A 13,662-nucleotide genomic window follows, 5' to 3' on the forward strand; every position below is an offset into this window, starting at 1 on the left:
GGTCCCACGGCGAGAGGCTGAACTTGAGCTCAGACGCAGCGGTGATCGAAGCGTCGCTAGGCGAACCAGGCCGGTTCGCGGCGATCTTCGACCGCCACGGTCCCCACATACACCGCTATCTCGCGCGACGGCTCGGCAGGGAGGCCGCCGACGACCTGGTCGGCGACACCTTCCTGATCGCCTTCGACAAACGCGGCAAGTACGACCTGGCCCGGCCGGACGCCCGGCCGTGGCTGTACGGCATCGCGACCAACCTGGTCAGTCAATACTGGCGTGAACAGGGCAAACAGGCACGGCTGCGGCTGGTCACCGGACCGGAGCCGGTCCAGGACGGGCACGCCGACCGGGTCGCCGAGCAGGTGACCGCCGAGGCCATGGGCGACGTGCTCACCCAGGCGCTGGACACGCTGTCCGAAGGCGACCGCGACGTGCTCGTGCTGATCGCCACCGAGGGACTGGCCTACGAGGAGGTCGCGGCCGCGCTGGACATCCCGGTCGGGACGGTCCGGTCGCGGATGTTCCGCGCCCGCAAGAAAGTCCGCGCCTCGCTCGGCTTGACGACTTCTGAGGAGATTTCCCAGCATGGATGAGCTGCAGTTGCTGAAGGAAGCAGGAGACAAGACCCCGCTCGTCACGCTGGCGGAACTCGCGCCGGCGCGAGCGCGCCTCGAAGCCGCGATCGGCGCGTCGTCCGTTACGGCCAAAGCCCCCCGGTCTCGTCGCAGGCGGCTCGCCTGGGGTGGTGCAGGAGTCATCGGGCTCGCCGCCGCGATCACCGCGGTGATCGCGGTCGCGCCCGTCGACGAGGTGGCGCCGCGGGCGGTCGCCGATCCTGTGCGGGTGCTGACCGAGGCGGCCGCCGCTGCGTTGCTCGAACCGGACGCGGAGCCACGTCCCGAGCAGCTGATCTACACCAAGACGCAGAACCCCGGGAGCGTGCGGGAGTCATGGCTTTCGGTCGACGGCGAGCATGACGGGTTCATCAAACAGGAACAAGGCGACTTCCCGTTGCCAGGGTGTGTCAATGGGAAGGCTCAGGTGATCAAAGGCGACGAGCCGCTGCCAGGCCAGTTCGAACTCTGCAAGCCGTCGCCAGCCTACCTGCGGGACCTGCCCACCGACGCCGACGCGATGCTCGCCTACCTCTTGAAGAATCACAGCGGTGCCGAGGGCGACGTCAACGCGCTCGGCAAGGATGTCGCGTCACTCGCCAACGAGCGCTACCTGCGCCCGGCGGCTCGCGCGGCGCTGTTCCGCGCCGCGGCGAAGGTGCCGGGTCTGTCCGTGGTGGAAAACGCGAAGGACGGGATCGGCAGGCTGGGCATCGGCATCACCTGGCCGACCCCGCACGGATCTTCGAAGGCCGCCAAGCCGGTCATCCTGGTCTTCGATCCGAAAACCGGGATCTATCTGGGGGATCGGTCCACAGCGGTGGTCACCCGCGGCATCGTGGACAAGATCGGAGACCACCCCTGACCGGGTGAAGACGGCGCCGGTAACCCCTGACTAGAATTCGTGCCGGTTGGCAAGATTTCGCCGGAAGGGGTTGCCGGATGGGGGCTCGGGGGCCGTACGCGCCGGGGGTGGCGCGGCGGGAAGAACTCATCCGGGCCGCGCTGCAGGTCTTCGCGACCAGGGGATACGAAGCCGTTTCGCTGCGGGAACTCGCGGCACAGGTCGGGATTTCGCACACCGGGCTCCGCCATCATTTCGCCTCGAAAGAGGAGCTGCTGATGGCGGTGCTCCGGTATCGCGACGAGCAGGCGCTCGAACCCGAAAAGGCCGAGGGCGTCACGGGGATGGACTGGCTGCGCGCCAGCGAACAAGTGGTGGCGCACAACGTCCGCCAGCCCCATCTGGTGCAGCTTTTCGCGACCCTGTCGACGGCGGCGAGTGAACCCTCGCATCCCGCGCACGCGTATTTCGTCAAGCGGTACGCCCAGGGCCGGGAAATCGCGGCGAAACACGTGCGCGCCGCGCAGGAAGCCGGGCAGATCGGCGCGGACGTCGATCCGGAACTGGTGTCGCAGCTGTTCTTGGCCACTATGGACGGCCTGCAGATCCAGTGGCTGCTGGATCCGGAGGCCGTCGACATGACAGCGGCTTACGGGCAGTTCCTGTCGCGGTTCATCGACGCTCTCACCGCGACCGTGCCCGCTTCTTAAGATCTCTTAGCGTCCGGTGAAAGTCGCTTTACCCGGTCCATCGGCGAGGAATGACTTCACCGCGCCACGCAGATCCTCGGTGTCGAACAATTCCGCGGCGATCGTGGTGATGTGCGCGTTCGCCTCCGCGACGCCGCCGTGTTCATAGTGCTCGAGCACCTTCTTCGTGGCGGCGTGCGCCTTGGTCGGCCCGGCGGCCAAGGCCTCGGTGAACGCGCGGCACGCGGCGTCGAAGTCTTCCGCGGGCAGCACGCGGTTGACGACATTCCAGCGCTCCAGCGTCTGGGCGTCATAGGTCGCGCCGGTCATCACGAACTCCTTGGCGCGGCCGACCCCGGCTCGCGCGGCGAGCCGCTGGGTGCCGCCCATGGTCGGCGTCAGGCCCACGACCCGTTCCACCAGACCGAATTTGGCGCGCTCGGAGGCCAGGATGATGTCGCAGGCGACAGCCACTTCGAACGCCCACGTGAGGCACAGGCCATGCGCGGCGAAGACGGTCGGGAACTCCAGCGCGGCGATCCGGTCCGGAATGGACAGCATCCGGTCGAACAGGACCTTCGCCTCGGCGGCGCTGCCCTGCGCGTCGAACAGGGACACGTCGACGCCGCCGCTGACGATCTTGCCCTCGGCGCGGACGAGCAGCGCGCGCGGGCGGTCGCCCTCGAGTTCGCCGATCGCTTCGGCGAGACGGTCCTGCAACTCGGCGGTGTAGAGGTTGAGCGGGGGAGCGTCGATGGTCAGCACGGCGAGGCCGGAGCTTTCCCGTTGTAGTTCGATCAAGGGGTCAATCCTGTTCTTCCGCGTCCACGAGCGCGTCCCAGTGTTGCTGGGCCTCCGGCCGCCAGTCGACATGGGTCTTGTGGAACAGCTCGGCGGCCTTCAGCCCGCTCCAGTTCGACGGCAGCAGGTCCGAGGGCAGCTGCGGGTCCAGGAACGGAAAGCGGCGCCATTCGTGCACGAGCCGGGTCTGCGCACGCAGCACCGCCTCGCCGCCTGCCGGATTGAGGCCGGTGAACTTGTCGATGAAGTCCTCGTAGCGGTCCTTGAGGTCGGTCAGGTCCCACGAGCGCGCGACCATGGACTCCTGCTCGCCGACCTCGCCGTAGTGCGAGGTGAACGACATCGCCTGGGTGTCGAGGCCGAGGTCGTGCACGATCTGCTGGGCCTCGCCCTGGCGCGTGACGTCCGGGCTCACCCAGACCCCGGACACCGGCGAGCCGAACCCGGCCCAGGTCAGCCGGGTGCGCAGGCGATGACGCAGGTCCCGCTTCGACTCGGGCACCGAGACGATCAGCATCAGCCAGCTGCCGTCCCAGCTGCGGGTCTCGTTGCCGAAGCCGTAGATCCGCTCCGCGCCCTCGGTCAGCAGGCGGCGCCCCGGCGGCGTCAGCGACCAGCGGACGCGGCGGCCGACGCGCTCGGACACGACCCAGCCCTCGGCCGACGAGCGCGCGAGCGCCTGGCGCGCCGACTTCTCCTCGACCTCCAGCAGGCCGAGCACGTCCACCAGGATCGAAGTCCAGACCGGCTTGTCTCTCGGCAGCACGAATTCGCCGAGCACCGTCATCAGCAGGGAGCGCGCGCTGGCGTGGCTCACCTCCCGGCGGCGGGAAACGGTCGGCCGCGGCGCGGCGCCCTTCTGCTCGGTCGCGCGCGACCGAGCTCCGACCATGGCGTCGGTGGCGGCCTCCGCCATCGCTCTCACCGCCTCACTGCTCACGGAACGTCAACCTCGTCAGCCTACCCAGGCCATCGAACGGGCGGGACAAGTCGGTCCGGAGTTTCGCCAAGTAACCGAAATGGCACGCCCACGGGGCGGGCGGGAGTTTCGTCCCGCTGAACGGAAGCGGGACATTTTGCCCCGGCGCCGTCCGAGGTCAAGAATAAAGTTGTCACGCAGCGTTTTCTGGGGTCCGCCAACCAGGTGAAGAACGGGTTTGCGGGTGCCACTGCACTCGCCGGTCTTTCTAGGGTGAGGATCTTCGGATCGGGGCAGCGGTAAGGTGGTCGCCTCGCACGTGGATTTTCGCCGATAGCTGAGGCGGGGAAGAGCGGCTGTGACGACTTTTGCAGGGGCGGCGCCACGGCGATGGACTTGGGCCGGGTATCTTGCCGCCGGTTTCGTGGTCATCGCCGCTTACTACGTGACCGTTATTTCTTCCGCTCCGCAACTATTACGGGTCGCGCTCTACTGCGCGGTCAGCGTCTCGGCCTTCGTCGCCGTGTTCTACGGGTGCGTCCGCAACCGGCCCGCGGCCAAGCTCCCGTGGGTCCTGCTCGGGCTCGGCCAGATCGTCTACGCGACCGCCGACACGAGTTTCTACGTCGCGCACTACATCCTCGACGACCTCGCTTTCCCCGCGCTCGCCGACGTGTTCTACCTGGGACATTATCCGCTCGTGGTGGCGGGCCTGATCGTGCTGATCCGCTCGCGCACCCCCGGCTGGGACCTGCCCGCGGTGCTCGACGCCGCGATGCTCGCCGTGGTCGGCGGGATGCTGTCCTGGCTCTACCTCATCGCGCCGCAGGCGACCGGCACCGCGCCGATGCTGGTCAAGGTGGCCTCGGTCGGCTATCCGATGATGGACCTCGCCATGTTCGCCGTGGCGCTGCGGCTGGTTCTCGGCCAAGGCCGTCGCCCGGTCGCGTTTTCGCTGCTGTCCTTGAGTTTGCTCTCGTTCGTCGTGGCCGACACCGTCTATGTGGTGCAGCAGGTGAACGGCACTTATTCGGCGGGCAATTTCCTCGACGCCATTTGGCTTTCCGGGAACCTGCTGCTCGGCGCGTCCGCATTGCACCCGACCATGGGCAAGGTCGCCGAACCGGTGCCGTTCGGCGCGCCGGTGCCAGGCCCGTGGCGCATCGGCGCCTTGTGCACGGCTGTTCTCATCGCGCCCGCGACCGTGCTCATCGAGAACGCCCGCGGTGCGCATTCCGGTATTCCGGTGGTCGCTTGTGCTTGCGCGGTGTTGTTTCTGCTCACGATCGCGCGTTTGGCCGGGCTTGTTTCCCAGCAACGCAAACTGGCCATCACCGACGCGCTGACCGGGTTGCGCACGCGGCGTCACTTCGAAGCCCAAATGGTCCCCGAACTCGCCAGGGCGCGCCGCGCGGGCGGTTCGGTCGCCGTGCTGATCGCCGACGTCGACCATTTCAAGTCCGTCAACGACCGCTACGGCCACCCCGTCGGCGACGAGGTGCTGATCGAGATCGGCAAGCGGCTGCGCGAGGCCATCCGGCCCGGCGACCACCTCGCCCGCTACGGCGGCGAGGAATTCGCGATCCTGATCCGCGACGCGGGCCCCGACGATCCCGCGGTGATCGCCGAGCGGCTGCGCCAGCAGGTGGCGGACCGGCCGATCGTGGTCTCCGGTGACGTGTGGATCGGCGCGACCATCTCGGTGGGCACCGCGAGCTACCCCCTGCACGGCGACACCCCCGGCGAGCTGTTCGGCGCGGCGGACCGCGCGCTGTACTCGGCCAAGGCGCAGGGGCGCGACCGGGTCGTGCTCGCCGATCTCAGCGGGCACCCGCCGGTCGACCAGCACGCGGTTCGGTCGCTCACGCTCGATCTCGAGAAGGTCGCCGACGAGGTGGACGGCTGGCTGTCCAACCACGAGCACAGCAAGGTCGTCGGCTACTGGTCCGGGCTGGTCGCGACCGGGATGGGCCTGGCGCCCGAGGTGGCGGGCCGGGTGGAGCTGGCCGGGCGGCTGCACGACATCGGCAAGGTGCTCGTGCCGCAGGAGGTCTGGACCAAGGAGAAGCCGCTGACCGACGAGGAGTGGCTGCTCGTGCGGCAGCACCCGGAATTCGGCTGCAGGCTGGCGAAGACGGTCGCCGGGCTCGACGACGTCGCCGAGATCATCCGGCAGCATCACGAGCGGTTCGACGGGACGGGCTACCCGGGCGGGCTCGCGGGCGCGCACATCCGGATCGAGGCGCGCATCCTGGCGGTGTGCGACTCGTGGGCGGCGATGCTGGCCGAGCGGCCGTACCAGAAGGCGTTGACCGAGGACGGCGCCGTGCGTGAGCTGCTCAGCGGCCGGGGCACGCAGTTCGATCCTGACGTGGTCGCGACGTTCCTGACCTTGCACCGGCACCGCAGGCTGGGCCCGCTGCCCCTGCTCGACCCGGCCGGCAAGGCGCCGGCCGGGCGAGCCTGAGCGCGAGCTACTTGGCCTCGTCGGCGATCGTGTTCCAGAACTGCAGTTCGTAGTCCTGGAACAGGCGCGCGTAGGTCCACGCCTCGTCGGTCGCCTCGTTGCGGTCGATCCCGGCCTGGACGATGGTCGCGGCCTGCTCGTCCGCGCCAGGGATCGGCGCGCCGAAGAAGTCGAAGAACCCGCAGGCTTCGTCGTCGAAGCCGTAGTGCTCGCGCATCGCCTTCGCGATGGTCGCGCAGTAGGTGCCGAACGCGGCGAAGTTCGCGTTGAGCGCGACGACGACGTCGGCGGGCTTGCCGTTGAGCGCCATCCACGCCATGAACGACGGGTACGCCTGGCAGCCCGCCAGGGGGCGGTACTCGCGCAGCGCCTGGTCGTCGAGGCCCGTCACGGCGGCCAGCGCCTTCAGTTTCTCGAGCGCGAGGCCTTCGCCCGCGCCGAGCCCGGCGAAGAACTCGCGCGCGCCGGGCTCGCTCGCCCGCGCCGCCAGGTGCAGGAAGCTGCGCTGGTCGCTGGGCACGATGCGGCTTTCCTCGGCCGCGATCAGCCGGAACACCGAACGCGGCGCCTCGCCGCTCGCGATCAGGTCGACCAGCCGGTTTTCACTTTCCTTCGGTGCCAACTCTTGGTGGACTGCGCTGAGCAACTCACGAGCCGAAGCGGCCATGGATCTACCGTTCCCCTTTTGCCGGTCGGTGACCGTTCGCTGACGGTCGGTACCCGACGAGCCTAGCGAAGCCGCTCGCGGACCTCCATGAGCGCGAAGCCGAGCATGTTCAGTCCCAGCCAGCGGTTCGGGTCGGCGGCCCGCTCGTCGTCTTCGGCGAGGCCGATGCCCCAGATCCGGTCGAGGGGCGACGCTTCGACGAGGACTCGGTCTCCGGTGTTGAGGAGGAATGTCTTGAGTTCGGCGTTCTGCCCGAATTTGGCGAGGTTTCCGGCGACGACAATGTCGTGGCGGTGCTTCGTCCAGGCCTGCTCGTCGAATCCGGTGATCTGGCGGCCGAGCGTCTTGGCTTCGTTGGGGTGGCTCGCCTTCCTGATCTTGACCTCGGTCACCGGTCTACTCCGCCATGACGGGGACGAGTGGTTCCCGCTTCTTCGAGTAGCTTCGCCGCGTGACCGACGAGGTCCACACCGTGTCGCCGTCAGCGCCCGTTCGAACTCGCCAGCGGCCGGAATGCTTGGCGCGGTGATGGCGGCGGCACTCGCATTTGCCGTTCGCGCTGGAGGTCCGGCCGCGTCGGTTCCAAGGCCGCACGTGGTCGTAGTCGGTCTTGTGCGCGACCTGGTAGCACGCCGGGAAGGTGCAGGTGTTGTCGCGCAGCTGGACGAATTCCTTCAACGCCGCGCTCGGCCGATATTTCTTCTCGGCCATCTTCTTCGGGTAGCCGCCGTCGTCGACGAGAACGCCGGTCCAGGTCGCCTGGAGACTGAACGCGATCTCCCGCAACTGCTGGGCGGTGATGGCGCCGTAGCCGCGGAGGGTCCCAGGCAGATCATCAAGTCCCAGGATGGTCGAAGCGTTGCCCGCGACGTAAACGTGGGCGACGGTCTTGCTGGTGTACTTGCCCAGCAACAGATCTCGCATGATGTCGGCGCGGAGTTCGTTCATCGAGCGCGGATCGGTTTCGCTCGCGAGTTCGCGGGCGATCGTGTCGATTCGGTCTTGCACGGCCAGGACGTTCTCGGCCGAGTCGTGCCAGAGCTGCGTCGCCATCCCGTCGGGCTCGGGCTTCACCGAGACACGGCGGCCCTTCTTCGCGATCGCGCGTCGTTTGGCTTCACCCTCGGGGTCGATGGTGAGAATTGTCGTGCGCAGCAAGGACCAGAGCTGACCGGGGGACAGGTCACAGGCGCGGGGATGGATCGCCGCGTCCACCGCTCGGGCGTTCTTCTCGGTCAGGCCCGAGCAGGCGCGGTCGATGATGTCGGCGCGCAGCCAGTTGAGGCGGCCGCCGGCCAACGCGGTGAAGGACAGGGGATGCCTGGCCGCCAACGAGTGCGCGAAGGCGATGTCCTTGCCGACGCGAGCGGAGCTCGTCTTGCGTTCCACGGTGATCAGGTCGACCGCGGCCTTGGCATCGCCGCCCAACGCTTCGACGAGTCCGTTGACCGTGCGGAGGTAGGCGGCATCGAGTGTGGCGCGCGCGTTGTCGACTTCGTTCAAAAGGTCCATTCGCTGCGCGGCGGAGAGCTCCTTGAGGTTCACCGTCAGGAAGATCGAGGGTGGCTGGTCCGCGTAAGCGGTCCCAGCTCTTCGTTTATCGTTCACATGTTCGAATGTAGGGACATATACCTCTAGCCACCAGGACACGATCGGGTGATCCGCAAGCCGTCGCGAGCCTGCGACAGGGGCCAACTAAGCTCGTAACCCTCATGAGCGCCACACTCGTAGCGAAGGACCTCGCGGCCGGCCACGGCGATCGCGTCCTCTTCTCCGGCTTGAATCTCGTCGTCTCACCCGGTGATGTCGTCGGCCTCGTCGGGGTCAACGGCGCGGGCAAGTCGACACTGCTCCGCACCCTCGGCGGCTTGATCCCGGCGGAGCAGGGGACCGTGCAGCTGAGCCCGCCCACCGCGACCGTCGGGCACCTCCCGCAGGAGCCCGAGCGGCGCGCGGGCGAGACCGTGCACGCCTTTCTGAGCAGGCGTACCGGTGTCGCGGCCGCGCAGGCCGAACTCGACGCGGCGACCACCGCGCTGGCGGCCGAGACGGCGGGCGCCGACGACGCGTACGCGACGGCCTTCGACCGGTGGCTCGCGCTCGGTGGCGCGGATCTCGACGACCGGATCGGCGAGGTCATCCACGAACTCGGGCTCGACGTGAGCCTCGACCAGCCCATGACCTCGCTGTCGGGCGGGCAGGCGGCGCGCGCGGGCATGGCGTCGCTGCTGCTGAGCCGCTACGACCTGTTCCTGCTCGACGAGCCGACCAACGACCTCGATCTCGACGGGCTCGACCGGCTCGAGCGGTTCGTGACGAACCTGCGCGCCGGGACCGTGCTGGTGAGCCACGACCGTGAGTTCCTCGCGCGCACGGTGACCAGGGTGGTCGAGCTGGATCTGGCGCAGCAGCAGGTCAATTCCTACGGCGGCGGCTACGAGGCGTACCTCGAGGAGCGCGCGGTCGCGCGCAGGCACGCGCGCGAGGAGTACGAAGAGTTCGCCGACACCAAGGCCGCGCTCGAAGCCCGCGCGAGCATGCAGCGCGGGTGGATGGAGAAGGGCGTCAAGAACGCCAGGCGCAAGGCGACCGACAACGACAAGATCGGCCGCAAGTTCCGGTCGGAGGCGACCGAGAAGCAGGCGTCGAAGGCCCGGCAGACCGACCGCATGATCGAGCGGCTCGAGGTGGTCGAGGAGCCGCGCAAGGAGTGGGAACTCCGGATGGAGATCGCGGCGGCGCCACGGGCGGGCGCGGTCGTCGCGACGCTGCGCGGGGCGGTCGTCGACCGGGGCGAGTTCACGCTCGGCCCGGTGGATCTGCAGATCGACTGGGCGGACAAGGTCGCCATCACCGGCGCGAACGGGGCGGGCAAGTCGACGCTGCTGGCCGCGCTGCTCGGCCGGGTCGACCTGACCGCGGGCGAGGCGTCGCTCGGTTCCGGGGTGGTCGTCGGCGAGGTCGACCAGGCACGCAAGCTCTTCCTCGGCGACCAGCCGCTGGTCGACGCGTTCGCCGCCGAAGTGCCCGAGCTCGCGGACGCGGAAGTGCGCACGCTGCTGGCCAAGTTCGGCCTTAAGGCCCAGCACGTGCTGCGGCGCGCCGCGACGCTTTCGCCGGGGGAGCGGACCCGGGCCGCCTTGGCGTTGCTGCAGATCCGCGGCGTCAACCTGCTCGTGCTCGACGAGCCGACCAACCACCTGGACCTGCCCGCCATCGAGCAGCTCGAGTCCGCACTCGCGAACTACCCCGGCACGCTGCTGCTGGTCACGCACGACCGCCGCATGCTGGAGGCCGTGGAGACCACTCGGCGCTTCGAGGTCGCCGACGGGAAGGTCGCCGAGCGCTAGCCTTTCCCGGCGAACGAGTAGTCCTCGAGCGGGAAACGCCCGGCTTCGCGATGGGCGTTCGCGGTGGAGGAAGGCCGGAGCAAGGTCGCTTCGCCGTGCGGGTTGAAGTAGTAGCTGTTGGCGGCCGAGCACTGGCCGAGCGCGAAGATCGAGTCGCCGATCTTCTCCCGCATGCGGCCGAGGAACTCGTCGTTGGCGTGCTGGGTGACCTCGAACTCGGTCGCGCCGCGGGCGCGCATGGCCGTGAACAGCCGGTCCATGTGCCGCATCTGCGTCTCGATGGTGGTGAAATAGGACAGTCCCGAGTACGAGTACGGGCTGTTGAGCGAGATGAAGTTCGGGAACCGCGGCACGGTGACGCCCTCGTAGGCCTGGAACCGGTTCTCCCGCCACCACTTCCCGAGGTCGCGGCCGTCGCGGCCGATGATCTCGATCGCCGGGAAGTTCGCCTCCCACAGGTCGAACCCGGTGGCGAGCACCAGCACGTCGATGTCGCGGCGCCCGCCGTCGGAGGTGACGATGCCGGTGGCGTCGATCCGCGCGATCGGCGTGGTCTCCAGGTGGACGTGGTCGCGGGTGAAGGTGGGGTAGTAGTCGTTGGAGAACGTCGGTCGTTTGCAGCCGAACGAGTAGCTCGGCGTCAGTTTGCGCCGCAGCTCGGGGTCGCGGATCTGGCGGCGCAGATGCGCGCGGCACCAGCGCTCGCCGAGCCGGTTGGCCGCGGGAAGCTGCTTGTAGTGCAGCACCCCGGTGACCATCATCAGCTCGAGCACGGCGCTGCCCGCCCAGCGCGCGATCCGCTGGGTGAGCGGGACCGCGGCGAAGGCACGCCGCAGCGCGGGCGGGACCGCGAGGTCCGGTTTGGGGCTGACCCAGATCGGGGTCCGCTGGTACACCGTCATTTCGGCGGCGACCTTGGCGAGTTCGGGGATGAGCTGGACCGCGGTCGCGCCGGTGCCGATCACCGCGACGCGCTTGCCGCTCAGGTCGTAGCCGTCGTCCCAGTCGGTGGTGTGGATGACCTTGCCCGCGAACGTGTCGATCCCGTCGATGTCGGGTTTCCTGGGCTGGGAAAGGAAACCGGTCGCCGTGAGCAGGTACTTCGCGGTGACCGGGTCGCCGTCGCGGCGGGACACCGTCCACTGTGCGCGGTCGGCGTCCCACACCGCTCCGGTCACCTCGGTGCCGAACCGCATGTAGCGGCGCAGCCGGTATTTGTCGGCGACGTGCTCGGCGTAGCGCTTGAGCTCGCGGCCCGGCGCGAACAGGCGGGACCAGCCGGGGTTGGGCTCGAACGAGTAGGAGTAGGTGGCCGACGGGATGTCCACGGCCAGTCCGGGGTAGTGGTTGACGTGCCAGGTGCCGCCGAGGTCCGACTCGCGTTCGAGGATGAGCAGGTTGTCGTACCCGAGGCGGTTGAGCTGGATCGCCGCGCCCATCCCGCCGAAGCCCGCGCCGACGATGATCGCGTCGTAGGTGCTCATGCCTGATCCTTTCGCGTGGTGTCCTGGGTGAGTCGGGCGCGGTAGCCCGCGCGCTCGGGGCTGTCCGGGTGCAGCGCGCGGTCGCCCTTCGCCAGCTTGCGGAACGCGAGGAGCGCCGGCTCGGGCAGCAGCCCGGCGGCGGTCGCGAGCGCGCCGACGTAGCCGGGCACGGCGACCTCGGCGGCGCGGGTGCGCACGGTGGCGACCACCGCGTCGGCGATCCGGCCCGGGCTGACCTTCGGAATCGGCCGCATGTCCAAACCGGACGCGAGCGCGGTGTCGACGGCGGACGGGAGGACGGCGCTGACGCTGACGCCGAGGTGCGCGTACTCGAGGCGGGTGGCGGCGGTCAGCCCGACGACGGCGAACTTGCTGGCGTTGTAGACCGCCAGTCCCGGCACCGGGAACTTCCCGGCCAGCGACGCGACGTTGACGACGTGTCCCCGGCCGCGCTCGAGCATGCCGGGCAGCGCGAGCCGCATGCCGTGGATGACGCCGAAGAGGTTGACCTCGATCATCGCCCGGTTCTGCTCGGCCGGGATGTCGAGGAAACCGCCGTTGGGCATGATCCCGGCGTTGTTGACCAGCACGCTCACCGGGCCGTTCGCCGTTTCGGCCTCCGCGAGGAACGTTGCGTACGAGTCGGGGTCGGTGACGTCGAGGTGATGCGCGGTGCCGCCGACGTCCGAGGCGGTGCGCTTGGCCGCTTCGGTGTCGAGATCGCCGATGGACACTCGCGCGCCCCGCGCGGCCATGCGCTCGGCGGTCACCCGGCCGATGCCTTGCCCCGCACCGGTGATCGCCACGTGGGCGCCGGTGAGGTCGATCGCCGGATAGCGGGTCATGACCGTGCTCCTTGTCCTTCGAAGGCCTGATCGAGCAGATCCGGTGCGGTGCTCATCGCGGTGTCGAGCACCCGTTCGCGGCGCCTGCCGTCCATGAAGTTCGCGCCCATCGCGTCGAGGTCGCGCTGAGACGGCTCGATCCGGATCACCCGGCTGCCCGCCGCGCGCAGGCGGCGCACCTCGTCGTCGAGCCTGCGGGTCATCGCGGCGCGCAAGAGTCGCTCCGCGCGAGAGAAACCGCGTGCGAGAGCGCCGCTCTCGCTGGACATCGGCGCGATCACGACGACCTCTTCGACGTCGTGTCCGAGCAGGAGGTCGGCCGAGGTCGGCGAAACCGTGCCGCCGTCGAGGAAAAGCCGTCCGCCGATCGGCACCGGGGGAAACCAGCCGGGGATCGCCCACGACGCCGCGATCGCCTCGCCGAGGTTGGCACTCGGGGCTTCGGGTGACCCGAACGCGACACGCTGCCCGGTCAGGTCGGTGGCCACACACCAGGTCGCGGGATGGGCGACCCAGCCGTTTTCGGTCGCCAGCGCGTCACCGAGGTCTCGCAGCCAGCCCGCGTCGCCGCGGCCGAGGGGGAGCAGGCCCGCGAGCCCGGCCGTCCGGTCGACCTGGCCGCGGCGCGCGGCGCGCACCAGCCCGGTCGCGGGCCACCGCGGCGACGGCACGGGCGGGAACCGGCCAGGCGACCGGCGCAGGTGCGCGGAGACGACGGGGTCGCCATCCGAGCCGGTCAGCGCGCCGAGGATCGCCGAGGCGGGGATACCCGCACCCAGCATGGCCACGGCTTCCGCGCCCGCGGAGGTGCCGATCAGAAACCGCGCGGCGCCGGGATCCCAGCCCGCTCGGGTGTGCAGCGCGTCCAGGACGGCGGCGGTCCAGGCGAAGCCCAGCGTGCCGCCGCAGCCGATCACCAGAGCCGAATCGGAATGGCGTGTCATTCTTGGAACGGTATGTCAGTTTCGCGCGAAGGGCAATATGC

The 13,662-nt window shown here is 69.3% G+C and carries 13 protein-coding genes; 5 read left to right on the plus strand and 8 right to left on the minus strand.

The features are described 5' to 3' along the window. The first annotated feature begins 23 nt into the window (after positions 1-23). From BLV57_RS02670 to BLV57_RS02680, 3 genes are all read left to right on the plus strand, one after another. A complete protein-coding gene (locus tag BLV57_RS02670) occupies positions 24-590 on the plus strand; it encodes an RNA polymerase sigma factor (RefSeq protein WP_245757116.1) in 567 nt (188 codons plus the stop codon). Then, positions 583-1,476, plus strand: coding sequence for a CU044_5270 family protein (locus BLV57_RS02675; protein ID WP_091286108.1), 894 nt, complete (start codon positions 583-585; stop codon positions 1,474-1,476). Before BLV57_RS02670 ends, BLV57_RS02675 begins: the two co-directional genes overlap by 8 nt. A 77-nt stretch (positions 1,477-1,553) precedes the next feature. Next, positions 1,554-2,165, plus strand: a complete 612-nt coding sequence (locus BLV57_RS02680) for a TetR/AcrR family transcriptional regulator (protein ID WP_091286111.1) — start codon at positions 1,554-1,556, stop codon at positions 2,163-2,165. A gap of 6 nt (positions 2,166-2,171) precedes the next feature. Here BLV57_RS02680 and BLV57_RS02685 read toward each other — a convergent pair whose 3' ends face one another. Both BLV57_RS02685 and BLV57_RS02690 read right to left on the minus strand, forming a co-directional pair. Next, complete coding sequence (locus tag BLV57_RS02685; RefSeq protein ID WP_425425935.1) at positions 2,172-2,945, minus strand: enoyl-CoA hydratase/isomerase family protein; 774 nt, start codon at positions 2,943-2,945, stop codon at positions 2,172-2,174. A 4-nt stretch (positions 2,946-2,949) separates the two neighbouring features. After that, positions 2,950-3,861, minus strand: coding sequence for a PaaX family transcriptional regulator (locus BLV57_RS02690; RefSeq protein ID WP_091286116.1), 912 nt, complete (start codon positions 3,859-3,861; stop codon positions 2,950-2,952). Positions 3,862-4,222: 361 nt separating this feature from the next. Between BLV57_RS02690 and BLV57_RS02695 the strand changes: the two genes are divergently transcribed. Further along, complete coding sequence (locus BLV57_RS02695) at positions 4,223-6,331, plus strand: bifunctional diguanylate cyclase/phosphohydrolase (RefSeq protein ID WP_091286118.1); 2,109 nt, start codon at positions 4,223-4,225, stop codon at positions 6,329-6,331. A 7-nt stretch (positions 6,332-6,338) separates the two neighbouring features. Here the strand turns inward: BLV57_RS02695 and BLV57_RS02700 are convergent, their stop codons facing one another. The 3 genes from BLV57_RS02700 to BLV57_RS43825 form a co-directional block, all read right to left on the minus strand. After that, positions 6,339-6,953, minus strand: a complete 615-nt coding sequence (locus BLV57_RS02700) for a thiaminase II/PqqC family protein (RefSeq protein WP_425425936.1) — start codon at positions 6,951-6,953, stop codon at positions 6,339-6,341. 107 nt (positions 6,954-7,060) lie between these two features. Next, complete coding sequence (locus tag BLV57_RS02705; protein ID WP_245757117.1) at positions 7,061-7,390, minus strand: riboflavin biosynthesis intermediates N-glycosidase; 330 nt, start codon at positions 7,388-7,390, stop codon at positions 7,061-7,063. Positions 7,391-7,394: 4 nt separating this feature from the next. After that, on the minus strand, positions 7,395-8,606 hold the full coding sequence (locus BLV57_RS43825; protein WP_245757118.1) for an HNH endonuclease signature motif containing protein: 1,212 nt from the start codon (positions 8,604-8,606) through the stop codon (positions 7,395-7,397). Between the two features lie 104 nt (positions 8,607-8,710). On the opposite strand from BLV57_RS43825, the gene BLV57_RS02715 reads away from it, so the two are divergent. Next, positions 8,711-10,348, plus strand: a complete 1,638-nt coding sequence (locus BLV57_RS02715; protein ID WP_091286128.1) for an ABC-F family ATP-binding cassette domain-containing protein — start codon at positions 8,711-8,713, stop codon at positions 10,346-10,348. Here the strand turns inward: BLV57_RS02715 and BLV57_RS02720 are convergent. Genes BLV57_RS02720 through BLV57_RS02730 form a run of 3 tightly spaced genes read right to left on the minus strand, consistent with a single transcriptional unit; the run spans position 10,345 to position 13,621 of the window. After that, on the minus strand, positions 10,345-11,832 hold the full coding sequence (locus BLV57_RS02720; protein ID WP_091286131.1) for a flavin-containing monooxygenase: 1,488 nt from the start codon (positions 11,830-11,832) through the stop codon (positions 10,345-10,347). The genes BLV57_RS02715 and BLV57_RS02720 overlap by 4 nt on opposite strands. Continuing rightward, positions 11,829-12,677: an SDR family oxidoreductase gene (locus BLV57_RS02725; RefSeq protein ID WP_091286134.1), complete on the minus strand. Its 849-nt coding sequence runs from the start codon at positions 12,675-12,677 to the stop codon at positions 11,829-11,831. Before BLV57_RS02725 ends, BLV57_RS02720 begins: the two co-directional genes overlap by 4 nt. Beyond that, a complete protein-coding gene (locus BLV57_RS02730) occupies positions 12,674-13,621 on the minus strand; it encodes a patatin-like phospholipase family protein (RefSeq protein WP_176968477.1) in 948 nt (315 codons plus the stop codon). Before BLV57_RS02730 ends, BLV57_RS02725 begins: the two co-directional genes overlap by 4 nt. Positions 13,622-13,662: the final 41 nt, after the last annotated feature.

The organism is Amycolatopsis xylanica (genome assembly GCF_900107045.1).
In the GTDB taxonomy this organism is placed as follows: Bacteria; Actinomycetota; Actinomycetes; order Mycobacteriales; family Pseudonocardiaceae; genus Amycolatopsis; species Amycolatopsis xylanica.

What these genes read in the sequence shown, in the direction of transcription:
- BLV57_RS02715 (WP_091286128.1), top strand. Translation starts at nt 8,711, where the DNA reads ATGAGCGCCACACTCGTAGCGAAGGACCTCGCGGCCGGCCACGGCGAT.
- BLV57_RS02720 (WP_091286131.1), bottom strand. Translation starts at nt 11,832, where the DNA reads ATGAGCACCTACGACGCGATCATCGTCGGCGCGGGCTTCGGCGGGATG.
- BLV57_RS02730 (WP_176968477.1), bottom strand. Translation starts at nt 13,621, where the DNA reads ATGACACGCCATTCCGATTCGGCTCTGGTGATCGGCTGCGGCGGCACG.
- BLV57_RS02690 (WP_091286116.1), bottom strand. Translation starts at nt 3,861, where the DNA reads ATGGCGGAGGCCGCCACCGACGCCATGGTCGGAGCTCGGTCGCGCGCG.
- BLV57_RS02675 (WP_091286108.1), top strand. Translation starts at nt 583, where the DNA reads ATGGATGAGCTGCAGTTGCTGAAGGAAGCAGGAGACAAGACCCCGCTC.
- BLV57_RS02725 (WP_091286134.1), bottom strand. Translation starts at nt 12,677, where the DNA reads ATGACCCGCTATCCGGCGATCGACCTCACCGGCGCCCACGTGGCGATC.
- BLV57_RS02680 (WP_091286111.1), top strand. Translation starts at nt 1,554, where the DNA reads ATGGGGGCTCGGGGGCCGTACGCGCCGGGGGTGGCGCGGCGGGAAGAA.